This is a genomic window from Curtobacterium sp. P97 (assembly GCF_023712445.1).
In the GTDB taxonomy this organism is placed as follows: domain Bacteria; phylum Actinomycetota; class Actinomycetes; order Actinomycetales; family Microbacteriaceae; genus Curtobacterium.
In genome coordinates this window covers 29,921-52,766 of record NZ_JAMAYF010000003.1, presented here as the reverse complement: position 1 = coordinate 52,766, position 22,846 = coordinate 29,921, and the positions used below count along the sequence as shown (strand labels likewise).

Annotated in this window: 17 protein-coding genes; 7 read left to right on the top strand and 10 right to left on the bottom strand. The window is 71.9% G+C overall.

The window, feature by feature from the left end; genetic code table 11:
• Positions 1 to 64: 64 nt before the first annotated feature.
• The 4 genes from M3677_RS03655 to valS form a co-directional block, all read right to left on the bottom strand.
• Positions 65 to 2,092 carry a M3 family metallopeptidase gene (locus M3677_RS03655; RefSeq protein ID WP_251159815.1) on the bottom strand — a complete coding sequence of 676 codons (2,028 nt, stop codon included), beginning with the start codon at positions 2,090 to 2,092 and terminating at the stop codon, positions 65 to 67.
• A gap of 152 nt (positions 2,093 to 2,244) precedes the next feature.
• Positions 2,245 to 2,853 carry a TetR/AcrR family transcriptional regulator gene (locus tag M3677_RS03650; protein ID WP_251159814.1) on the bottom strand — a complete coding sequence of 203 codons (609 nt, stop codon included), beginning with the start codon at positions 2,851 to 2,853 and terminating at the stop codon, positions 2,245 to 2,247.
• Between the two features lie 116 nt (positions 2,854 to 2,969).
• Positions 2,970 to 3,197 carry a hypothetical protein gene (locus tag M3677_RS03645; protein ID WP_251159813.1) on the bottom strand — a complete coding sequence of 76 codons (228 nt, stop codon included), beginning with the start codon at positions 3,195 to 3,197 and terminating at the stop codon, positions 2,970 to 2,972.
• 117 nt (positions 3,198 to 3,314) lie between these two features.
• Positions 3,315 to 5,906, bottom strand: coding sequence for a valine--tRNA ligase (gene valS, locus M3677_RS03640; protein ID WP_251159812.1), 2,592 nt, complete (start codon positions 5,904 to 5,906; stop codon positions 3,315 to 3,317).
• A 225-nt stretch (positions 5,907 to 6,131) separates the two neighbouring features.
• Here valS and proP point away from each other — a divergent pair, with 225 nt between their 5' ends.
• A complete protein-coding gene (proP, locus tag M3677_RS03635; protein WP_235426521.1) occupies positions 6,132 to 7,706 on the top strand; it encodes a glycine betaine/L-proline transporter ProP in 1,575 nt (524 codons plus the stop codon).
• 202 nt (positions 7,707 to 7,908) lie between these two features.
• Here proP and M3677_RS03630 read toward each other — a convergent pair whose 3' ends face one another.
• The 4 genes from M3677_RS03630 to M3677_RS03615 form a co-directional block, all read right to left on the bottom strand.
• Positions 7,909 to 9,477: an ABC transporter ATP-binding protein gene (locus tag M3677_RS03630; RefSeq protein WP_251159811.1), complete on the bottom strand. Its 1,569-nt coding sequence runs from the start codon at positions 9,475 to 9,477 to the stop codon at positions 7,909 to 7,911.
• A 68-nt stretch (positions 9,478 to 9,545) separates the two neighbouring features.
• Entirely contained in the window at positions 9,546 to 10,424 is an 879-nt protein-coding gene (locus M3677_RS18315) for an ABC transporter permease (protein ID WP_251159810.1), read from the bottom strand.
• Positions 10,421 to 11,491 carry an ABC transporter permease gene (locus M3677_RS03620; RefSeq protein ID WP_308201961.1) on the bottom strand — a complete coding sequence of 357 codons (1,071 nt, stop codon included), beginning with the start codon at positions 11,489 to 11,491 and terminating at the stop codon, positions 10,421 to 10,423. The genes M3677_RS18315 and M3677_RS03620 overlap by 4 nt, the downstream gene beginning before the upstream one ends.
• Positions 11,476 to 13,119 (bottom strand): ABC transporter substrate-binding protein, encoded by a 1,644-nt coding sequence (locus tag M3677_RS03615; RefSeq protein WP_251159809.1) that lies wholly within the window; start codon positions 13,117 to 13,119, stop codon positions 11,476 to 11,478. Before M3677_RS03615 ends, M3677_RS03620 begins: the two co-directional genes overlap by 16 nt.
• Before the next feature lie 31 nt (positions 13,120 to 13,150).
• Here M3677_RS03615 and M3677_RS03610 point away from each other — a divergent pair, with 31 nt between their 5' ends.
• Positions 13,151 to 13,750, top strand: a complete 600-nt coding sequence (locus M3677_RS03610) for a TetR/AcrR family transcriptional regulator (protein ID WP_066653145.1) — start codon at positions 13,151 to 13,153, stop codon at positions 13,748 to 13,750.
• 11 nt (positions 13,751 to 13,761) lie between these two features.
• On the opposite strand, the gene M3677_RS03605 is transcribed toward M3677_RS03610, so the two are convergent.
• A complete protein-coding gene (locus tag M3677_RS03605; protein WP_066653147.1) occupies positions 13,762 to 14,796 on the bottom strand; it encodes a cation diffusion facilitator family transporter in 1,035 nt (344 codons plus the stop codon).
• A 241-nt stretch (positions 14,797 to 15,037) separates the two neighbouring features.
• On the opposite strand from M3677_RS03605, the gene ileS reads away from it, so the two are divergent.
• From ileS to M3677_RS03580, 5 genes are read left to right on the top strand one after another with little or no spacing between them, the layout of a single operon-like run.
• Positions 15,038 to 18,292, top strand: a complete 3,255-nt coding sequence (ileS, locus tag M3677_RS03600) for an isoleucine--tRNA ligase (protein ID WP_251159808.1) — start codon at positions 15,038 to 15,040, stop codon at positions 18,290 to 18,292.
• On the top strand, positions 18,289 to 19,773 hold the full coding sequence (locus M3677_RS03595) for a folylpolyglutamate synthase/dihydrofolate synthase family protein (protein WP_251159807.1): 1,485 nt from the start codon (positions 18,289 to 18,291) through the stop codon (positions 19,771 to 19,773). Before ileS ends, M3677_RS03595 begins: the two co-directional genes overlap by 4 nt.
• A 41-nt stretch (positions 19,774 to 19,814) precedes the next feature.
• On the top strand, positions 19,815 to 20,186 hold the full coding sequence (locus tag M3677_RS03590; protein WP_066653151.1) for a DUF4233 domain-containing protein: 372 nt from the start codon (positions 19,815 to 19,817) through the stop codon (positions 20,184 to 20,186).
• A 26-nt stretch (positions 20,187 to 20,212) separates the two neighbouring features.
• Positions 20,213 to 20,632, top strand: a complete 420-nt coding sequence (gene ndk, locus M3677_RS03585; RefSeq protein WP_058728426.1) for a nucleoside-diphosphate kinase — start codon at positions 20,213 to 20,215, stop codon at positions 20,630 to 20,632.
• A gap of 25 nt (positions 20,633 to 20,657) precedes the next feature.
• Positions 20,658 to 21,506, top strand: coding sequence for a thioredoxin domain-containing protein (locus tag M3677_RS03580; protein WP_058728427.1), 849 nt, complete (start codon positions 20,658 to 20,660; stop codon positions 21,504 to 21,506).
• A gap of 575 nt (positions 21,507 to 22,081) precedes the next feature.
• On the opposite strand, the gene M3677_RS03575 is transcribed toward M3677_RS03580, so the two are convergent.
• Positions 22,082 to 22,690 (bottom strand): vitamin K epoxide reductase family protein, encoded by a 609-nt coding sequence (locus tag M3677_RS03575; protein ID WP_251154794.1) that lies wholly within the window; start codon positions 22,688 to 22,690, stop codon positions 22,082 to 22,084.
• Between the last annotated feature and the right edge of the window lie 156 nt (positions 22,691 to 22,846).

The window sequence follows — 22,846 nt, the reverse complement described above, 5'->3', positions numbered from 1 at the left end:
TGTGCCGACGCACTGGCCCGGCGCCGCGGCGGCGCGCCGCGCCGCGCCGCGGCGCGGCGCCGCGCTACTCGAGCCCGCGACGGCGCAGCAGCGGCCCGACCTCGGCGTCGCGGCCGCGGAACGCACGGTAGGCCTCGAGCGGGTCCTGCGCGCCGCCGACCCCGAGCACGAGCGACGCGAACCGCTGCCCGGCCTCGCGCGAGAGTCCGCCGTGCTCGCGGAACCACTCGACGGTGTCCGCGTCGAGCACCTCGGACCAGATGTACCCGTAGTACCCGGCGTCGTACCCGCCCGAGAACGTGTGCGCGAAGTACGTCGACGAGTACCGCGGCGGCACCGCGGCCACGTCGATGCCCGCGGACGCGAGGGCCTGGCGCTCGAACGCCTCGACGTCGGTCACCTCGGCGGCCTCGGCGGCCGACAGGCGGTGCCACGCCTGGTCGAGCAGCGCCGCGGCGAGGTACTCGGTGGTCGAGAAGCCCTCGTTGAAGCCGGCGGAGTCGCTCAGTCCGAGCACGAGCTCGGGCGGCAGCGGCTCGCCGGTCTCGTGGTGCTTCGCGTAGTTCGCGAGGACCGAGGGCCAGGTCACCCACATCTCGTTGACCTGCGAGGGGAACTCCACGAAGTCCCGTTCGACGTTCGTGCCCGAGAACCGTGGGTAGGTCGTCCTGGCGATGAGCCCGTGCAGCGCGTGCCCGAACTCGTGGAAGAGCGTCTCGACCTCGTCCTGGATCAGCAGCGTGGGAGAGCCGGCGGCGGGCTTCGCCACGTTGAGGTTGTTCACGACGACGGGCAGCGTGCCGAGCAGGTGTGACTGCTCGACGACGGGGTTCATCCAGGCACCGCCACGCTTGCCGTCCCGTGTGTAGAGGTCGAGCAGGTAGAGCCCGACCTGCTCCCCGGAGTCGCCGTGCACCTCGAAGACCCGGACCTCGTCGTTGTAGCCGTGCAGGTCCGAGCGTTCGGTGAACGTCAGTCCGTACAGGGCGCCGGCGGCGTGGAACACCCCGTCGTGCAGGACGCGGTCGGCCTCGAAGTAGGGCCGCAGCGCCGAACTGTCCGCGGCGAACTGCTCGCCGCGCAGGACCTCCGTCGCGTGTGCCCAGTCCCAGGCCTCGACGTCGAAGCCGACCGTGCGGGAGCGGACGGCGCGCTCGTCCTCGGCGTTCGCGGCGGCGGCCGGGACGAGCGAGGAGAGCAGGCCGTCGACCGCCTCGGGCGTCCCCGCGGTCTCGTCGGCCGTCACCACGGCAGCGTGGTTCGGGAAGCCGAGGAGTTCGGCCCGCTCGGCCCGGAGCCGGACGATGCGCAGCAGGACCTCGCGGTTGTCGTGCGCGTTCCCACGACGCCCCCGCGACAGCGAGGCGCGCATGATCCGTTCGCGCAGGCCGCGGTCGGTCAGCGAGGCGAGCCACGGGTGACCCGTGTACAGCGGCAGCGTCACGAGCCAGCCGTCGAGGCCGCGGTCCGCCGCGGCTGCGGCGGCGGCCGACTTCGCGCCGTCGTCGAGTCCGGCGAGCTCCTGTTCGTCGGTGACGTGCAAGGCGAGGTCGTTCGTGTCCTCGAGCAGGTTGCGCTCGAAGGTCGTGGTGAGCGTCGAGAGTTCCTGGTTGATCGCGGTGAGACGCTCCTTCCCACCGTCGTCGAGGCCGGCTCCCGCGAGCGTCATCTCGGTGTGCACCCGCTCGACGAGTCGACGGTCCTCGTCGGACAGGTCCGCACGCTCGTCGAGCGAGGACCGCACCGCGTCGACCCGTGCGTACAGGCGCGCGTCGAGGGTGACCGCGTCGCGGTGGGCGGCGAGGAGCGGCGACACCTCGGCCTCGAGGTCGTGCAGCTCGGGCGTCGAGTCGGCGGAGGACAGCGTGAAGAAGACGTGCGAGACCCGTGTCAGCAGCTGCCCGGAGCGTTCGAGCGCCACCAGCGTGTTCTCGAACGTCGCTGCACCGGGATCGGCGGCGATGGCCTCGACCTCGGCACGCTGCTCGGCGATGCCGGCGTCGAACGCGGGACGGAAGTGCTCGAGCCGGACGTCGTCGAACGGCGGCAGGGCGTAGGGGAGGGTGCTCGGCTGGTCGAACGGGGTGTCCATGGCCCCACCCTACGGACCGGACCGGACGCCGGTCTGGAGGCACGTGGCGGGCCCGCCCCGCGCCTCCCGGCCGACGTCGGGTCGTGTCGGGCGTCGTGTCGTCGAGCGTCCGGTCGGAGCGTCAGGTCAGCGCGTCAGGTCAGCGCGTCGGGTCAGCGCGTCCGGTCGGTCCCCGCACGCATGGCCACGTCGATCAGCGTGGCGGCCGCGCGCCGCGCGTGCCGCGCCGGCGTCGTGTCGCCCGCGATCGCGGCCGTCGTCTGCGCACCCTCGGCGAGGAGTGCGAGCTGGGCGGCGAGCTCCTCGGCCGCGTCCAGGTCCGGCACGGCGGCCGCGGCGAGCCCGGTGACGTACCGCTGGAACGAGTCCTTGTGCTCGCGGGCGATCTCGGCGACCGCGGGGGAGGTCGCACCCAGTTCACCGAAGGCGTTGATGAAGCCGCAGCCGCGGAAGGTGTCGTCGCCGAACCACTGCTCCAGGAAGTCGTACATCGCGAGCAGCCGGTCCCGCGGGGTCCCCGCTGCAGCCACCGCCTGCTCGATGCCCTGCTCCCAGAGGTCGTGCCGCCCGCCGAGCACCGCGGCGACGAGCTGCTCCTTGCCGGGGAACACCGAGTAGAGCTTCTTCAACGAGACGCCGGCGGTCGTCCGGATCTCGTCCATGCCGACCGACTGGAACCCGCGGGCGTAGAAGAGCGCGTCCGCGGCGTCGACGATGCGCTCGCGCACCTGCGGGTCGGTCGTGCTGGCGGTGCCGGACACGGGCATCCCCTTCCCTCCGCTGCGGTCCCACTCGTCCCCGTCGCCTCGGGAACGGACGTTCTCCATTGTAGGCCGCGTCCCCCGGTCCCGGTCGAGCCCGGGATCGGGGGGACGGCCTAGTCCTCCTCCGGCGCGTCGTCCGGGTTCGTCACCTGCGCACGCCCGGCGGGGTCGAGGTGGATCGACGTGCCGTCGTCGAGCTCGACGATCGGCTTGCCCTCGAGGTACGTCAGCGTCCAGCGCCAGGTCGATGCGTCGACCGACGCCGCCGCCAGCTCCTCCTCGACACCGCGCGCGGCGACGACCATCGCCTCGGGGAGTCGCTCGGGTGGCTGCCCACCCACGTTCCAGCGTGTACCCAACTGCATCCGTGCCTCCAGTGCCGACTCGTGCTCGTGCTCGTGCTCGTGCTCGTGACGACGGGCCGGGCCGCACGCGACCCGGCCCGTCGACGGACGACGCTACGCCTGCTGCTCCGCGAGCTCGATCTCGGTCACCGCGAGCTCCTCGCCGTCCGTGAACGACAGGTTCTCGATGCGGCCCACGGCGGCCAGGTCGACCGCCGCGCGCTCGATGAGCGCGCGCTGGTCGGCCGGAGCCGCCACGACGGCACGGGTGACCGGCGTCTTCTGGGACGCCTTGGCGGCGGTCTTCGCACCGCGGATCCCGATCAGCGCCTGGCCGACGGCGGCCAGCAGCCCGGACGGCTCCGCCTGCGTCGGGAGCTCCGTGACCGTGGGCCACGCGGCCGTGTGCACGCTGGTGTCGTGGGTCCAGGCCCACACCTCCTCCGTCGCGAACGGGAGGAACGGTGCCAGCAGACGGAGCAGCGCGTCGATCGCGGCGCGCAGCGCCAGGACCGCACTCGCCTGGGTCTCGTGCGTCGCGTCGGGCGCGGTGCCGTAGGCACGCTCCTTGACCAGCTCGAGGTAGTCGTCGCAGAAGGTCCAGAAGAACCGCTCGGTGACCTCCAGCGCACGGGCGTGGTCGAAGCCGTCGAACGCGGCGGTGGCCTGCTCGATCACGGAGCCGAGCTCCGCCAGCACGTCGACGTCGAGGGGCTCGGTGACGGTCGTCGCACCGCTCGGCAGTTCGAAGCCGTACACGAACTTCGCCGCGTTGAGCACCTTGATCGCCAGGCGACGACCGACCTTGATCTGCTTCGGGTTCTGCGGGTCGAAGGCCGCGTCGGTGCCGAGCTTCGACGAGGCTGCCCAGTAGCGGACCGCGTCGGCACCGTGCTGCTCGAGGATCGAGAGCGGCGTGACGACGTTGCCCTTCGACTTCGACATCTTCTTGCGGTCGGGGTCCACGATGAAGCCGGAGATGCTCGCGTGCTTCCACGGCGCGACGTCGGCCTCGAGCTGGCTGCGGAGTGCCGTCGTGAAGAGCCACGTGCGGATGATGTCCTGCGCCTGCGGGCGGACGTCGTACGGGAACACGAGGTCGTAGAGCGCCGGGTCCGTCTCCCACTTGCCCGCGAGCTGCGGGGTGAGGGACGAGGTCGCCCAGGTGTCCATCACGTCGAGCTCCCCCTGGAAGCCACCGGCGACGCCGCGCTGGTCCTCGGCGTACCCGGGGGCCGGCTCGGACGCCGGGTCGACGGGCAGCTGTGCCTCGGTCGGGACGATCGGCTGGTCGAAGACCGGGTTGCCGTCGGCGTCGAGCGGGTACCAGACCGGGATCGGCACGCCGAAGAAGCGCTGGCGCGAGATGAGCCAGTCGCCGGAGAGGCCACCGACCCAGTTGTCGTAGCGGACGCGCATGAAGTCCGGGTGGAAGGCGATCTCCTCGCCGCGCTTCCGCAGGGTCTCCTTGAGCTGCTCGTCGCGCGCGCCGTTGACGATGTACCACTGGCGGGTCGAGACGATCTCGAGCGGCTTGTCGCCCTTCTCGAAGAACTTCACCGGGTGGTTGATCGTCTTCACGTCGCCGACGAGCTCGCCCGACTCGGTGAGCGCGTCCACGAGGACCTTCTTCGCCGAGAAGACGGTCTTGCCGGCCATCTCGGCGTAGAGCTCCCTGCCGCGGGTCGACTCGATCCACGCGGGCTCGTCCGAGCGGACGCGGCCGTCGAAGCCGATGATCGCGCGGTTCGGCAGCTGCAGTTCGCGCCACCACACCACGTCGGTGGTGTCACCGAAGGTGCAGACCATCGCGATGCCCGCGCCCTTGTCCTGCTGCGCCAGGTGGTGCGCGAGGACCGGGACCTCGACGTCGAACAGGGGGGAGCGGACGGTCGTGCCGAACAGGTCCTGGAAGCGCTCGTCGTCCGGGTGCGCGACGAGGGCGACGCAGGCGGGGAGCAGCTCCGGACGGGTGGTCTGGATGACGACGTCCTCGCCGCCGTCGGTGCGGTGGAACGCCAGGCCGTGGTACGCGCCGGGCATCTCCTTGTCCTCGAGCTCGGCCTGCGCGACGGCGGTGCGGAAGGTGACGTCCCAGAGCGTCGGGGCGTCGGCCTGGTAGGCCTCGCCGCGCTCGAGGTTGCGGAGGAACGCACGCTGCGCGCTCGCCCGCGAGGTGTCGTCGATCGTGCGGTACGACTGCGTCCAGTCCACCGACAGGCCGAGCGTGCGGAAGAGGTGCTCGAACTGCTGCTCGTCCTGCACGGTCAGGCGCTCGCACAGCTCGATGAAGTTGCGGCGCGAGATCGGCAGCTGGTCGCCCGCCTTGCTCGACTTGCCGTCGCCGCCCTCGAACGGCGGCACGAAGGCGGGGTCGTAGGGGAGCTGCGGGTCGCACCGGACGCCGTAGTAGTTCTGCACGCGGCGCTCGGTCGGCAGGCCGTTGTCGTCCCAGCCCATCGGGTAGAAGACGTGCTTCCCGCGCATGCGCTCGTACCGGGCCTTGAGGTCGGTGTGCGTGTAGGAGAACACGTGCCCGATGTGCAGCGAACCCGACGCGGTCGGCGGCGGGGTGTCGATCGAGTACACCGCGTCCTTCGTCGCGCTGTCGCGGTCGAAGCGGTAGGTGCCGTCCTGCTCCCAGACCGGACCCCAGACGTCCTCGAGGCCGTCCACCGTGGGCTTGTCGGGCATGGGCTTCGTCATGGCAGGGCCTTTCGATCGATGTGTGCGGCACCGAGTCCGTGGTGAGGTGCCTGAGTGTCGCGCGTACAGTACGCGGTGGCCTCATCGTAGCGGTCCGCCGCGTCGGAGCGCTCCATCTGGTAGGCTGTCGGAGTTTGTCCGGCGAGCGCGGTGTTCGCGAGGACTGCACAGTCGCTCTCCGCCGGATGCCCGAAGGCAAGACACAGCACTACCGGAGGAACGAACTTGGCACCGAACGACGCACACCAGCACGGCGACCGGCCGTTGCGCACGAAGGGCGCAGCGAAGCGTGCACGCCGCAAGCTGACCGAGGACGACGTCACCGTCGTCGAGGAGTCGCTGCTCAAGCGTGCCGTCGCCGCTGCGGCCCTCGGCAACGCGATGGAGTGGTTCGACTTCGGCATCTTCGCGTACCTGACGGTCACGATCTCGAAGGTGTTCCTGCCGGCAGGCGACCCGACGTCGAACCTCGTCGCGACCTTCGGGTTCTTCGCGGCCGCCTTCATCGTCCGCCCGATCGGCGGCGCCGTCTTCGGCCCCATCGGCGACAAGATCGGCCGGCAGAAGGTCCTCGCGCTGACGATGATCCTGATGGCCGCCGGCACGCTCATGATCGGCCTCATCCCGTCGTACGCGACGATCGGCTTCTGGGCCCCCGTGCTGCTCCTCGTCGCCCGCTTCGTGCAGGGCTTCTCGACCGGTGGTGAGTACGGCGGTGCCGCGACCTTCATCGCCGAGTACTCGCCCGACAAGCGCCGCGGGTTCATGGGCTCGTGGCTCGAGTTCGGCACGCTGGCCGGCTACGTGCTCGGCGCGTCGATCGTCACGGTCCTGCAGTACGCGATGCCCGAGGACACCCTGCTCAGCTGGGGCTGGCGCATCCCGTTCATGATCGCCGGTCCGCTCGGCCTCATCGGGCTCTACCTCCGCCTGAAGCTCGAGGAGACCCCGGCCTTCCAGAAGCAGCAGGAGCAGGCCGCCGAGCGCGAGTCGCAGAAGACGCCGTTCCTCAAGCTGTTCGCCGAGAACTGGCGCTCGCTCATCATCTGCATCGGCCTGGTCCTCGTGTTCAACGTGACCGACTACATGCTGCTGTCGTACATGCCGACCTACCTCGAGACGAACCTCGGGCAGAACGCCACGTTCGGCCTGATCCTCATCGTCATCGTGATGATCCTGATGATGGTCGTCATCACCTTCGGTGGTCGCCTGTCCGACAAGTTCGGCCGCCGGCCGGTCCTCGCCGCCGGCTGCATCGGCTTCATCGTGCTGTCGTGGCCGGCGCTCAAGCTCGTCCAGACCGGGACCGGTGCCGGGGTCTTCTTCGGCCTGCTGATCCTCGGTCTCGTGCTCGTCACGTTCACGTCGACCATGCCGTCGACGCTCCCCGCGCTGTTCCCGACGATCATCCGCTACGGCGCGCTGGCGATCGCGTTCAACGTGTCCGTCTCGCTCTTCGGTGGCACGACGCCGCTCGCGACGCAGGCGCTCATCGCCGGGGCGAAGGACGCCGGGCTCTCGTGGGCCGAGGACATCCCGGCCTTCTACCTCATGCTCGCGGCCGTGATCGGCCTCGTCGCGGTGTTCTTCACCAAGGAGACGGCTGCGACGCCGCTCATGGGCTCGGGCCCCACGGTCGCCCACGAGGACGAGGTCGCCGACGTCATCAAGGACTACAACGACCCGACCTCGGAGCTCGCGCAGTCCGACTGGGCGAAGGACTTCTCGACGAGCGAGATCCCGATCATCTCGGGAGACACCCCGAAGCCGGGGTCCGACAAGGAGCCCGCGGGCTCGTAGCCGCCGCTGTCGGCCGGGAGGCACGGTGCACGTCCGCCACGGACGCGCACCGTGCCTCCCGGCATGTCCGCTCCGTGGGCGCTCCCCGAGTCTCGGCCCGGCGGACACGTTCGCGGCTTCGGTACCGCGAACGTGTCCGCCTGAGCGAGACTCGCCCGCTGGCGCGGCGCAGCGCTCAGGCGCCGGCGCCGGCGCGCCGCGGTCAGGCGCCGCGGGCGAGCCGGGCGGCAGCGTCGACCAGGCGCGCGGTCGCCGGGTGCTCCGGCGCGCCGAGCACGCGTTCCGCGGGGCCCTGCTCGACGACGCGGCCGTCGTGCACCACGAGCACCTCGTCCGCCATCCGCCGGACGGCGCGCAGGTCGTGCGACACGAACACCATCGCCACGCCGGTCTCGTCGCGCAGTCGTTCGAGCAGCGTGAGCACCGCGTCCTGCACGGTCGCGTCGAGTGCCGTCACCGGTTCGTCGAGCACCACCACCTCGGGCGACGTCGCCAGCGCTCGGGCGATCGCCAGTCGTTGCCGCTGTCCGCCGGAGAGCGTGCGCGGGGCGCGTGACCGCAGCTCGGGGTCGAGTCCCACCTGACGGAGTGCAGCGTCGACCGGGTCGGCCGGACCACCCCGCGCCCGCCGCTCCTGCCCGCGGGACAGGGCGTCCGCGAGCACCCGTCCGACGCTCCACCGCTCGTCGAAGGTCGCCCCGGGGTCCTGCACGACGGCCGCCACCCGGTGCCGACGAGCCCGGCGCTCGCGCTCGGGCAGGGGCACCCACGGGCCGCCGTCGAGCGTGACGGAGCCGGCGTCCGGCGTCTCGAGTCCGAGCAGCATCCGCGCCACCGTCGTCTTGCCCGACCCGGAGGCGCCGATGACACCGGTCACGCGGCCCGGTCGCACGGTGATCGACACGTCCTGCACGGCGGGCACCCCGTCGAAGGAACGGGACAGCCCGGAGCCCTCGAGGAGCGGGGCCGACGGCGCACCGGTCCGGGGCACCCGTCCCACGGCCCGGCGCGTGTCCGCCCGTGCCGCCCGCACCAGGGCTGCGGTCGCCGGGTGCTGCGGTGCTGCGAAGACCTCGGCGACCGGTCCGTGCTCGACCACCGTCCCCTCGTCGACGACGAGCACCCGGTCCGCCCACCCGGCGACGAGCCCGAGGTCGTGCGTGATGACCAGCAGCCCGGCGCCGCGGTCCTGCACGGCCCGGAGCTGCTCCATCACGGTGACGGCCACGGCGGCGTCGAGGGCGGTCGTCGGTTCGTCCGCCACCACGAGCGCGGGGGAGGCCACGGTCGCCGCCGCGATCAGCGCGCGCTGTCGCATGCCGCCGGAGAGCGTGCCGGAGCGCCGGCCGTCGGTCGCCATCGCGGGGTCGAGCCCCACGCCCGCCAGTGCGGCGCGCACGGCATCGACCCGTTCTGCTGCGCGCAGGTCGGTGTGCAGGCGCAGGGCGTCGGCGACCTCGCGGCCGACGGGGCGGAGGGGGTCGAGTGCGCCGAGGGCCTCCTGGCCGACGTAGCCGACGGTGCTCCCGCGGAGCCGACGCCAGCGCCGCTCGGCGAGCCCGCACACGTCGGAGCCGACGAGGTCGAGGCGGTCGGCGGTGACCGCGGCACCCGCTGCGGAGAGCCCGAGCACCGCCCGGGCGGTCACGGTCTTGCCGGAGCCGGACGCCCCGACCAGGGCGACGCACTCACCGGCGTCGACGTGCAGGTCGACGCCGTGCACCACCGTCGCGCCGTCGATCGACACCGCGAGCCCGCGGACGTCGAGCACGCGGGTCCCCACCGGCCGTGCTGCACCGGTCCGTCCCGCGACGTCGTCGGGCCCCCGCTCGGAGCCCCTCACCGCACGGCCCCCGTCCGCCGCACCGCACGGCCGAGCACCGTCACCGCGGTCGCCAGCACCACGATGGCGAGGCCCGGGAAGGTGCTCATCCACGGCGCGGTCAGCAGGTAGGTGCGGCCGTCCGCGAGCATCGCACCCCACTCCGGCGCGGGCGGCGGGGTCCCGACCCCGAGGTAGCTGAGCGCCGACGCCCACACGACCGCCTGGCCGACCCCGAGCGTGGCGACGGCGACGACGGGCCAGAGTGCCGCGGGCAGGACGTGCCGGAACACGATCCGGCCGGGGGAGCGGCCCTGCAGCACGGCGGTCTCGACCACCTGCGACGACCGCGCACTCCGGACCAGGCCGCGGACGATCCGGGCGTACCCGGGCGCCGTGGCGAACCCCACCGCCAGGGTCGCGGGCACCGGTCCGGGGCCGGTGACCGCGATGACGACGAGCGCGACGAGCAGCAGCGGCAGCGCGAACGCCACCTCGGTGACCCGGCCGACGACCGCGTCCACGATCCGGCCACCGAGTCCGGCGAGCGTGCCGAGCAGGATCCCGGTGAGACCGCCGACGAGCGTCGCGGCGACCCCGACCACGAGTGACGCCCGTGTCCCCGCGACCACGCGCGCGAGCACGTCGCGTCCGGACTCGTCGGTGCCGAAGGGGTGCGCCGGTCCGGGTGGCGTCAGGGTGTCGGCGGGGTGCACCGCGAGCGGGTCGCCGCCGCCGAGCAGCGCCGGCCAGACCGCCGCCAGCACCGCGACCGCGACGACGACCGCCGCGACCGAGCCCGCCGGGCCGAGCGTCCCCCCACGGAACCGCTCGGACCGTCGGGCCCGCCCCTCGGACGCACCGGCCGGGAGGCCCGGGTCGAGCACCCCGCTCACCGTGCGTCCACCCTGCCCTGCGTGCGCACGCGCACTCGCCCCACGCGACCGGCCGGGCGTCGGTCGCGGGTCCGCGGGTCCACCGCCCGCTCGACCAGGTCCGCGACCGCCAGCACGACGACGTACGCCGCGGCGGACACGAGGGCGATCCCGGCCACCAGGGGCATGTCCCGCTGGGTGACCGCGGTGACCAGGGCACGACCGATGCCGGGCAGCGCGAAGACCGACTCGACGACCACGGCACCGGAGACCAGCGAGCCGAAGGCCCACGCGGACAGGGCGATCCCGGGGAGCGCCGCGTGCCGGAGCAGGTGACGACCGAACAGTCCGACGCGGGTCTCCCCGCGGCCGCGGGCTGCGAGGGCGAACGCGGAGCGCTGGGCGTCGACCACGCCGTCGCGGACCGTCTCGGCGAGGTACCCCGCGACCGGCACGGCGACGGTGAGCACGGGCAGGACCCAACCGCGCAGGCTGCCGTCCGACACCGCCGGCACCCACCCGAGTGCGCTCGCGAAGACCACGATGAGCACGCTGCCGAGCCAGAAGTGCGGCACGACGCTCGCCGTCACGGTGATCGCGCCGGTCAGGGCCGCGGCGATCCGTCCGCGCTGCGTCGACCACCACGCGGCGCCGATCGCCAGGACCCAGGCGACGACGAGTCCGGCGACCGCGAGCGTCAGCGTCACCGGGACCTGCTGCGCGAGGAGCTCGGACACGGGCGTGCGGAACGCGTACGAGTCGCCGAGGTGCCCGGTCGCCAGGCGCCCGAGGAACACCGCGTACTGCACGAGCACCGGCCGGTCGAGGCCGTACTCGCGGCGGACCGCCTCGACCGCCTCCGCCGAGGCCTGGGACCCGGGGCCGCCGAGGATCGCCAGCGCCGGGTCACCCGGGATCAACCGGATCGCGACGAAGACGATCGTGGCGACCGCCCAGAGCACCCCGATGCCGCCGGCCGCACGGCGGAGACCCCACAGGACCCACGCCGGCCACCCGCGACGGGTGCCGGTGCGTGGCGGACGCGGGGCGGGCCTCCCGGCCGGCTCGCCCGTCAGCGCGCGATCCACGCGGTGCCGAACCACGGGGTGGAGACCGACGTGGTCTCGATGCCGTGGACGGCGGAGCGGTACAGGAAGTGGTTCTGCTGGTCGTAGAGCGGCAGGACGGTGCCGCTCGCCAGGATCCGCTGCTGCGCCTGGCGGTACAGGTCGCCGCGCTCGTCGGCGTCCGACGTGCGTGCCGCACGCTCCAGCAGGTCGTCGACCGTCGGGTCGTCGAGCTGCGCGAGGTTCGCGAAGTAGCCCGACGGTGCGGGCTCGATGCTCGCGCTGTCGTACAGGATGCGGAGGACGTCCGGGCCGACCTTGGTGTACGGCGCGCTGACGACGTCGTACTCGTTCGCGGCGAGGGCGGCGTACCAGCTGGAGAGGTCGAGCTCCTCGAGCCGCACGTCGAACCCGACCGCCTTCTCCGAGGCCTGGACCTGCTGGAACAGGCTGCGCTCCGCGGGCACCGACTGGTTCGTCGACACCGGGAAGGTGACGGTGAGCCGCTGCCCGTCCTTCTCGCGGACGCCGTCGCTGCCGACCTTCCAACCGGCCTCGTCGAGCAGGCGTCCCGCCGTCTTCGGGGAGTACTCGAACAGCGCCGGATCGGAGTACCCGTCGGGCTCGACGCTCGACAGCACCGAGTACGAGCGCTTCGCGGTGCCGAGGAACAGGCTCCGCAGGCCCGGGTCGATCTCGGCGCCGGCGATGAAGGCCTTCCGGACCGCCTCGTCGCGGAACACCCCGTGCCCGGAGTTCAGTTCGAGGCGGTTCGAGGCGCCGGGGCGCGGGGCGTCGAGGTCGCGGATCGCGCCCTTCGTCGAGGCGCTCTTCAGCTGGTCGGGCTGGGCGTTGTCGATGACGTCGACCTGGCCGGCCTGCAGTGCGGCGTAGCGCGAGGTCGAGTCGGGCAGGAAGCGCCACGTGATGCCGTCGAGGCGGGGCTCCGTCGAGCCGGTGAGCGGCGTGTACCCGTCGTTCTTCGCCAGGGTGATGCGATCGCCCCGCTGCCACTCCGTGACGCTGAACGGGCCGGTGCCGACGGGGGATGCGCAGTTCGTCGCCTGCGGACGCTGCAGGGCCTTCGGCGACTCCATGCCGACCCAGGGCTGCGAGAACGACTCGAGCAGTGCGCTGTCCGGGCGGCTCAGGGTCAGCGTGACGGTGTGGTCGTCGGTCGCCGTGGCCTTCGTGATCGACTGCAGGGCGAGGTAGCCCGTGCTCGACGCCGTCGTCGGGTCCTGCACGTGCTCGATGTTCGCGACGACGGCGGCCGCGTCGAACGGGGTGCCGTCGGAGAACGACACGTCCGTGCGCAGGTCGAGCGTCAGGGTCTTCCCGTCGTCGCTCGTCGTCCACCCGGTCGCGAGGGCCGGCGTCGGCTTCCCCGCCCGGTCGAGCCCGGTGAGCATCTCGATGTACTGCGTCGACAGCAGGGCCTGCGGGTAGTTGCCGCCGACGTGCGGGTCGAGGCAGGTCGGCTCGGCGTCGCCGGAGGCGTACGTGAGCGTCCCGCCGCTGACCGGCGTGCCGGCGTCGGTGGCGGTGCCGCCGCCGGTGCAGGCGGTCAGGGCCAGCAGGACCGCGGTGGCTCCCGCGGCGGTGAGGAGCGCGCGGGCGCGTATTTTCTGTACTCGGTCCAAGATCATGGCTGCACGAGTCTAGCGGTTTACTGGCGGCATGGACGAGACGATGCGCCGCGGTGGCCGCCCCCGACGCTCGAGTGCCGAGGTCCTCGCCGACGCGGCTGCCGAGCTGTTCCTCGAGCAGGGGTACGCGCGGACGACCGTCGACCAGATCGCGGCCCGGGCCGGGGTGAGCCGGGCGACGTTCTTCAACTACTTCGGGGCGAAGTCGGACGTGCTCTGGCTGGAGCTCGACGCCGCGGTGGCCGACCTGCCCGCGTTCCTCACCGCCTCGACGGAGTCCTCGCCCGTGCGCGCTGTGGAGCAGGCCGTGCTCGCCGCGGCGCGGGCGCACGACCCCGACCGCGTGCCGTGGGCGATCGCCCAGGCCGAGGTGATGGACATCGGCACCGAGCTCGTCGCCAGTGTGGCGGCGCGGGTGATGGCGCAGCACGGGGCGGTCTCGGCGTTCGTCGGCTCGCGGACGGGGGAGCACCCGACGTCCCTGTGGCCGCAGACCGTGTCCGGGGCGATGCTCGGGGCCGCGGCGGCGGCGTTCGGGGTGTGGGTCGCCGACGGTGTCGCCCGCAGGTCCCTCGTCGAGTACGTCGGCGCGGCGCTGACTCCGGTCGCGGCAGGCCTCGACGCGCGCTGACCCGACAGGCGCTACTCGGTGCGGAGCGTCCCGGCACCGCCGGCCGCGACGTCCTCCACCGTGCCGTCGCGCACGATCCCCGGGACGTCGCCGTCCCCTCGGGCCGCGAGCGACGCGTCGCCCGGGATGCTCAGGGTGAGGACGGCCTCCTCGATGTACTGGCTCTCCTCGAGCGACGCCTCGACCCGACGGAGCCGGACCGCGACGTGGTCCTCGAGCTCGTTGCCGGTCAGGTCGACCGCGGCCACCAGGAACACCCGGGACGGTCCGACGAACTCCAGGTGCAGGTAGGTGACGCGCTCCACCTCGTCGCGACGGAGCAGCTCGGTGAGCACGGCGTCCTCGAGCTCGGGGGACGTCGCCTCGCCGACCAGGAACCGGCGGTTGCGCTCGATGAGGACGATCGCGACGACCCCGAGCAGGAGTCCGACCGCGATGGAGCCGATCGCGTCGAACACCGCGAGGCCGGTGAGCTGGTGCAGCAGCACGCCGAGGAACGCGATCACGAGGCCGACCAGCGCCGCGGCGTCCTCGGCGAAGACCGCCCGGAGCGTGGGGTTCGACGACTGCAGCACGTGGCGGAGCACCGGGACGCGGCGCTTCGTGGCGGCTCCGTGTGCCTGGCGGTAGGCCTGCAGGAAGCTCGTGCCCTCGAGGACGAACGCGATGCCGAGCACGACGTAGTTGAGCACGACGTCCTCGGCCGGACCGGTCTCGCCGAGCTCGGTGATGCCGTGCCAGATCGACACGACGGCACCCGCGGTGAAGAGGCCGAACGCGGCGAACATCGACCAGATGTAGGTCTCGCGACCGTACCCCAGCGGGTGCTTCCGGTCCCGCTTCTTCGCGCCGCGTCGTTCGGCGACGAGCAGGAAGATCTCGTTGCCCGTGTCGGCCCACGAGTGCGCGGCCTCCGCGGTCATCGACGCTGAACCCGAGATCAGGGAGGCGACGGTCTTGGCGATGGCGACGAGCAGGTTGGCGGCGAAGGCGATGACGACGGTGAGCAGGGACTCCGGACGGTCCTGCTTCTCGGACGAGGGCATCGCTCCAGCATGCTCCGACTCTTGTAGACTCGTCCCACCAGGCGTCGAACCGGCCATCACCGGTGAGCCTCCGGAAGAACGCGGCAGCACCACCGCCGTCAGTAGACCCGGGCGGACCGGACCGCACCCCATCCGGCGAACGAGCGGTCGGTCGCAGCGCGAGCAGCGTCCGGCAAGCGAGGTGGTACCGCGGAGCACGCTCCGTCCTCGTGGAGACGAACCGAACCCACAGGAGCAGCTCGTGGCCTACCCCCTCAACGTCCCCACCGACGGTGTCGTCCCGTCCCCGTCCTTCCCCGCCGTCGAGCAGGGCATCCTCGCCTTCTGGAAGGGCGACGACACGTTCCGGGCGTCGATCGACCAGCGCGAGGGCTGCACGGAGTGGACCTTCTACGACGGCCCGCCCTTCGCGAACGGCCTGCCGCACTACGGTCACCTGCTGACCGGCTACGCGAAGGACGTCTTCCCGCGGTACCAGACCATGCGCGGCAAGCAGGTGCACCGCCGCTTCGGGTGGGACACCCACGGGCTGCCCGCCGAGCTCGAGGCGATGCGGCAGCTCGGGATCACCGAGAAGCACGAGATCGACGACATGGGCGTCGACGTCTTCAACGCCGCGGCCAAGCAGTCCGTGCTGCAGTACACCGACGAGTGGCAGGCGTACGTCACCCGTCAGGCGCGCTGGGTCGACTTCGAGGACGACTACAAGACCCTCGACGTCACCTTCATGGAGAGCGTCCTGTGGGCGTGGAAGCAGCTCTGGGACAAGGGCCTGGCGTACGAGGGCTTCCGCGTCCTGCCGTACTGCTGGAACGACCAGACGCCGCTCTCGAACCACGAGCTGCGCATGGACGACGACGTCTACAAGATGCGCCAGGACCAGTCGGTCACGGTGTCGTTCCCGCTGCAGGGCGCCCGCGCCGCTGCACTCGACCTGACCGGGGTCCGCGCACTCGCCTGGACGACGACCCCCTGGACCCTGCCGACGAACGCGGCGCTCGCGGTCGGTCCGGACATCGCCTACGCAGTCGTGCCGGCCGGGCCGGGAGGCGCGGCTGACGGTGGCGACGCCGGCTCGGCTCGGTACCTCCTGGCTTCGGACACCGTGGCCGCCCACGCGAAGGAGCTCGGCTACGAGAGCGCGGACGACGCGCTCGCCGCCGTGCTCCGCACGGTCGTCGGCGCCGAGCTCGACGGCGTCGAGTACGAGCGCCTGTTCGACTTCCTCGCGGAGGCCGAGGGCTACGAGCACGCGTGGCGCATCCTCGTCGCCGAGTACGTCGAGACGGGTGAAGGCACCGGCATCGTGCACCAGGCCCCGGCGTACGGCGCCGACGACCAGGAGGTCTGCGCGGCCGCCGGCATCCCCGTGGTGCTGTCCCTCGACGAGGGCGGACTCTTCACGGCGCAGTTCGGCGACGTCGCCGGCATGCTCTGGTCGGACGCCAACAAGCCGCTGACGAAGGCCGTGCGCGAGGCGGGCCGACTGCTCCGCCAGGCCTCGTACGAGCACAACTACCCGCACTGCTGGCGCTGCCGCAAGCCGCTCATCTACAAGGCGGTCTCGTCGTGGTTCGTCCGCGTCACCGAGTTCCGCGACCGCATGGGCGAGCTCAACCAGGACATCAACTGGGTGCCGGACAACGTCAAGGACGGTCAGTTCGGCAAGTGGGTCGGCAACGCGATCGACTGGTCGGTGTCCCGCAACCGGTACTTCGGCACGCCGATCCCGGTCTGGGTGTCGGACGACCCGGCGTACCCGCGCCAGGACGTCTACGGCTCGCTCGAGGAGCTCGAGCGCGACTTCGGTCGCCTGCCGCTGAACGCCGACGGCGAGGTCGACCTGCACCGTCCGTTCATCGACGAGCTGACCCGGCCGAACCCCGACGACCCGACGGGGCAGTCGACCATGCGCCGCATCTCGGACGTGTTCGACGTCTGGTTCGACTCCGGCTCGATGCCGTACGCGCAGGTGCACTACCCGTTCGAGAACCGAGAGTGGTTCGAGGAGCACAGCCCCGCAGACTTCATCGTCGAGTACATCGGGCAGACCCGCGGCTGGTTCTACGTCATGCACGCGCTGTCGACCGCGCTGTTCGACCGCCCGGCCTTCCGGAACGTGATCAGCCACGGCATCGTGCTCGGCTCGGACGGCCAGAAGATGTCGAAGTCGCTCCGCAACTACCCGGACGTCTCCGAGGTGTTCGACCGCGACGGCGCCGACGCGATGCGCTGGTTCCTCATGTCGTCGTCGGTCATCCGCGGCGGCAACCTCGTCGTGACCGAGGAGGGCATCCGCCAGGGTGTCCGCGAGTTCCTGCTGCCGCTCTGGTCGACGTACTACTTCTTCACCCTCTACGCGAACGCCTCCGGCGACACCGGCTACCAGGCCTCGCGCAGCACGGCGAGCACCGACGTGCTCGACCGGTACCTGCTCGCGAAGACCCGGGTGCTCGTCGCGGACGTGACCACGCACCTCGACGCGCTCGACACCCCGCTCGCGGCCCAGGCCGTCCGGGACTTCGCCGACGTGCTGACCAACTGGTACGTCCGTCGGTCGCGCGACAAGTTCTGGCTCGGTGCGGAGTCCTCACCCGAGGCCCGCGCGGCGTTCGACACGCTGTACACCGTGCTCGAGACGCTCACCCGCGTCGCCGCCCCGCTCGCGCCGCTCGTCACGGAGGAGGTCTGGAAGGGCCTGACCGGCGGGCGCAGCGTGCACCTCGAGGACTTCCCGTCCGCCGACGAGTTCCCGGCCGACGACGCCCTGGTCGCCGCGATGGACCGCGTGCGCGACGTCGCGTCGAAGGGGCTCGCGCTCCGCAAGGCGACCGGCCGCCGTGTCCGTCTGCCCCTCGCGACCCTGACGCTGGTCGTGCCGGACCCGGCAGCGATCGAACCGTTCGCGGACATCCTGCGTGACGAGCTCAACGTGAAGCGCGTCGTGCTCGAGCAGCAGGAGGAGTCCTCGCTCGGCCGCTACGGCATCGAGCGGAAGCTCACCGTCAACGCCCGCGCCGCTGGCCCCCGGATCGGCAAGCAGGTGCAGCAGGTGATCCCGGCCGCCAAGAAGGGTGACTGGGTCGCGACCGAGTCCGGCGTGACGGTCGGCGGCGTCGACCTCGTCGAGGGCGAGTACACGCTCGACCTCACCGTCGCGGACGACTCCGTCGCGGTGGCGTTCCTCGACGGCGGCGGCTTCGCGGTGCTCGACACCGTGACGACCCCCGAGCTCGAGGCCGAGGGGCTCGCCCGTGACGTCGTCCGCGCCGTGCAGCAGGCCCGCCGCGACGCCGACCTCGACGTCAGCGACCGCATCGTCCTGACGCTCCGGGTGTCCGAGGACGCCGAGGACGCGATCCGCACGCACGAGCAGCTCATCGCGGGGGAGACCCTCGCGACGAGCGTCGAGGTGACCACGACGACGTTCGCTCCCGGCGAGGGCTCGGACGTCGGCGACGGTGCGAAGGTGTCCGTGGAGGTGGCACGCGCATGAGCGACAGCGAGCAGTACGACGACGACCACGACGGCATCGAGGACCTCGGTCCGCTCGACGACACGGCCGGGGTCCGCATCCCGGTCGGACCGTCCGGCGAGCAGGCCCCGACGGACGCGCTGCCGTACGGCGGCGACGACGACGAGGTGCAGCGCGTCGAAGCCGCCCTGTACGCCCGGATCGGCGAGCAGGCACCCGAACGTCGGTTGACCGCCACCCGACGGGCCGTCGAGCTCCTCGGCGACCCGCACCTGGCGTACCCGGTCATCCACGTCACCGGCACGAACGGCAAGACGTCGACCGCGCGCATGGCGGAGAGCATCGTCCGCGCCCACGGGCTGCGCACCGGCCTCATGACGAGTCCGCACCTCGTGTCGATCCGGGAGCGCATCGTCATCGACGGCGAGCCGATCGCGGCCGACCGGTTCGTGGAGAACTGGGACGACATCACCCCGATCCTGGCGATGACGGACCAGGAGCTCACCGACAAGGGCGAGCAGCCGCTGACCTTCTTCGAGGCGCTGACCGTCCTGGCCCTGGCGTGCTTCGCCGAGGCACCGGTCGACGTCGCCGTCATCGAGGTCGGCATGGGCGGCGAGTGGGACTCCACCAACGTCGTGCAGAGCCAGGTGCAGGTGATCACCCCGGTGGCGATCGACCACGCCAAGCAGCTCGGGTCGACCGTCGCCGAGATCGCGCGCACCAAGTCCGGCATCATCAAGCCGTCGTCGTCGGTCGTCTCCAGTGCCCAGACGCCCGAGGCCCTCGCGGAGCTCGAGCGGGCCGCGGAGCTCACCGAGTCGACGCTCGCCGTCGAGGGCACCGGGTTCTCCGTCGTGTCCGACACCCCGGCCGTCGGCGGACAGCTCGTCACCGTGCAGGGCATCGCCGGGCGCTACGACGACCTGTTCGTCCCGCTCTTCGGCCAGCACCAGGCGCACAACGCCGCCGTCGCGATCGCCGCGGTCGAGTCGTTCCTCGGGCGGGGCTCGCAGGCCCTCGACGAGGACGTCCTGTCCGAGGGCCTCGCGAACGCGACCAGCCCCGGCCGGCTGCAGCCGATCGCGCAGGAGCCCACCGTCGTGGTCGACGCCGCGCACAACCCGCACGGGGCGCGCGCCCTGGCCGAGGCGCTGCCGGTCGCGTTCCCGTCCGAGCACGTCGTCGGCGTCGTCGGGATCCTCGGCGACAAGGACGCCCGCGGCTTCGTCCGGGCGCTCAAGGACACGGTCCAGACCTTCGTCGTCACGCAGCCGCCGGGGGACCGTGCACTCGACGCCGACGCGTTCGCCCGCATCGTCGTGGCCGAGGTGGGCGAGGACCGCGTGGTCGTCGAACCCGCGCTCGAGCAGGCACTGCAGGAAGCGCGCGACCTGGCGGAGGAGGCGGACGCCGAGGACGCCCTCGTGCTCGTCGCCGGCTCCATCGTCATGGTGGGGAAGGTCATGGACCTGGTCCACGCGGAGAGCGGGACGAAGTGACGGACGCACCACGGGCCTCCCGGCGGGGTCGACAGCCGCGCGTGCGGAAGCCGCGCCCGCAGCGCGGTGCCCGCGAGAGCCTCCTCGCGATCACCCTCGGACTCGAGGCCGTGATGTTCTTCTTCCCGATGCTCGTCGTCTACGGGAAGGGCACGCTGCCGCCGCTCGCGGCGTTCGGTGGCGGCATCCTGGCCATCATCGTCCTCGCAGCTGCCTCACGCCTGACGGGCAAGCGCGCCGGTGTATGGTTCGGGTGGCTGCTGCAGGCGGCCATCCTCGCCACCGGCTTCATCGAGCCGTTCATGTTCGCGGTCGGCGCGGTGTTCCTGGCGCTGTGGGTGTTCTGCTTCGTCAAGGGCGGTCAGCTCGACCGGCAGAACGCCGCGTTCCGGGCCGCTCAGGCCGAGGACTGACCACCACCGAACCACAGGAGAACTGCGTGTCCGATCTCGAAGAGACCCTCGTCCTCGTCAAGCCCGACGGCGTCGCCCGCCAGCTCACCGGAGAGGTCCTCCGTCGCATCGAGACCAAGGGCTACGAGATCGTCGACCTCAAGATGGTCACGGCGTCGCGTGAGCTCCTCGACCAGCACTACGAGGAGCACCAGGGCAAGCCGTTCTTCGAGCCGCTCGTCGAGTTCATGCAGTCCGGCCCGGTCGTCGCCGTGCGCGTCGCCGGCAACGGTGTGATCGCCGGCTTCCGCTCGCTCGCCGGCACCACGGACCCGACCTCGGCCGCCCCGGGGACCATCCGTGGCGACCTCGGTCGCGACTGGGGCCTCAAGGTGCAGCAGAACCTCGTGCACGGCTCGGACTCCCCGGAGTCGGCCGCCCGCGAGCTCGCCCTCTGGTTCGCCTGATCGACCGAAGCGGAGCACAGACGCGATGACGAACAACGACCGTCCCACGAAGAACGAGCGTCGCCAGCACGCCCGTGAGGTCGCCCGCCAGCGGGCCGACGCCGAGAAGCGCCGCAAGCGCCGCAACAAGTGGTTCCTGCAGGGCGGCATCGGCCTGGGCATCGTGGCCGTCGCGGCGATCATCGCGATCGTCGTGGTGAACGTGAACAGCGGGGGCACCACCTCCGCCGCCGGCCCGAAGAACATGGTCACCGGTGGCATCCAGTTCACCGGCGGCGACGGCAAGATCACCCCCGTCACGACCGGAGCGGTCTCGGCGGACGGCACCCCGTCCCCGGTCGCCACGGCCGACAGCGACGGCAAGGTCAAGGTCGTCGAGTACGTCGACTGGGCCTGCCCGGTCTGCAAGCAGTTCGAGGGTGCCTACGCCGACCAGATCACCGACTTCGTGAAGAACGGTCAGGCGACGCTCGAGATCCACCCGGTGTCGATCCTCGACCGCAGCTACCTCGGCTCGCGCTACGCCAGCCGTGCCGCGAACGCCGCGATGTGCGTCGCGAACTACGCGCCGGACAAGTTCCTCGACGTGCAGACGCAGTTCTTCGAGAAGCAGCCGGAGGAGGGCACGAAGGGCCTGACCAACGCCGAGATCGCCGACCTGGTGAAGGCCGGCGGGGCCACCGGCTCCGACGTGTCCGAGTGCCTGTCGAACGAGACGTACAAGGGCTGGGTCACGAAGATCACGAACCAGGTCACCTCGGACCCGGCGGTCGCCGGTCCCCAGGGCTTCGGCACGCCGACGATCCTGGTGAACGGGCAGCGTGTGAGCACCCTCACCGACGTCGTCCCGACCATCGAGGCCGCCGCGAAGTAGTCGGCCCCGCCGCACTCGGCCCCGGACTGCCTGGGGCGCGGGCGCGCGACGCAGAGCCTGGGGCGCGGGGAGGCGCCTGGGGTGCGGGGAGGTGCGGTGCGGCGCGGGGGCGCGCGGCGGCGTGCGCACCTGGTCGATCCGGGCGTACCGAGCGGAACCGGGCGTACCCGGCGCTTCGGTTGCACCAGGAATGCCCGAAAGCGCCTTGCATCGCAGGTGTCATGGGAAGGATCGGGCGTCCGGGCCTGGCCGGGTCGGCGGATCACGGGCCGAGGCAGCACGCTCGCCGGTGCGGGACGATCCGCTCGCACACCGGAGGAGCGAGGAGCACGTGTCGTCCGGACGCTGCGCGAGCGATCAGGACCGATCCGACGGCCCTCCCGAGCGGGCAGGACACGCCGCTGGCGATCCGGGCGAGGGCACGATCCGTCGCCGGAGAACATCGAGCGCGACGGATCTGGCCCGCTCGAGGGACCGGGACGGGTGCATCACAGCGGTCCGGCGGCGTCAGGACGACCGGGACGTGCACCCAGCAGCGACCCGACGACGTCAGGACGGCCGGGGGAGAGGGAACGTCAGAACGGGAGCGTCGAGAGCACGCGGGGGAACACGATGAGGATGCTGACCACGATCACGGCGTAGTTCGCCAGCACGAACGCCCACGAGTAGGGCAGCAGCGAGCGCCCGACCCGCTGGAGCCCGGCGCCGAAGCGTCCCTGCGCCGCGTTCCAGGTCGTGAAGATCCAGAACATCGGGATCGTCACGGTCCACACGAGCAGGCACCAGGGGCACAGGTAGCCGATGACCCAGACGGTCTGCGTGAAGAGCCAGGTGACGAACACCCACGCCAGGAACACCCCGGCGTTGAACAGCACCCAGAACCAGCGGTGACCGTTCCGCATGCCGGCGAGCAGCATCACCCCGACGGCGATCGGGGCGACGAAGCCCATCACGCCGAGGAGCGGGTTCGGGAACCCGAACAGGGAGCCCTGCCAGCTCGTCATCACCTGCGAGCAGTTCACGAACGGACTCACGTCGCAGCTGAGCGCCTTCGACGGGTTCTCGTACTTCGCGAACTCGTCCAGCACCAGGTTGAACGCGGCGAAGAGGCCGACTGCTCCGGTGACGATGAGGAAGACCGCCATCGCGACCGGGCGGCGGGGCGTGGTTGCGCTCGTGCTCACGGCGTCATCATCGCATGTCCGTTCCGGACCTTTCCTGGCACCTCGTGCGACAATGACAGCAGTCGCGCGGCCGATCCGTGCGGCGAGAGAGCTTTCCGGGCGCAGCCCGGACGATCAGGCGCGGTGAGAGCGCGCCGTGACCGGGACTCGCGTCAC

Bases quoted from the DNA above. Each gene is read 5' to 3' on its own strand.
- M3677_RS03655 (WP_251159815.1), bottom strand. From the start codon at position 2,092: ATGGACACCCCGTTCGACCAGCCGAGCACCCTCCCCTACGCCCTGCCG.
- valS (WP_251159812.1), bottom strand. From the start codon at position 5,906: ATGACGAAGCCCATGCCCGACAAGCCCACGGTGGACGGCCTCGAGGAC.
- M3677_RS03615 (WP_251159809.1), bottom strand. From the start codon at position 13,119: ATGATCTTGGACCGAGTACAGAAAATACGCGCCCGCGCGCTCCTCACC.
- M3677_RS03610 (WP_066653145.1), top strand. From the start codon at position 13,151: ATGGACGAGACGATGCGCCGCGGTGGCCGCCCCCGACGCTCGAGTGCC.
- M3677_RS03605 (WP_066653147.1), bottom strand. From the start codon at position 14,796: ATGCCCTCGTCCGAGAAGCAGGACCGTCCGGAGTCCCTGCTCACCGTC.
- M3677_RS03595 (WP_251159807.1), top strand. From the start codon at position 18,289: ATGAGCGACAGCGAGCAGTACGACGACGACCACGACGGCATCGAGGAC.
- M3677_RS03580 (WP_058728427.1), top strand. From the start codon at position 20,658: ATGACGAACAACGACCGTCCCACGAAGAACGAGCGTCGCCAGCACGCC.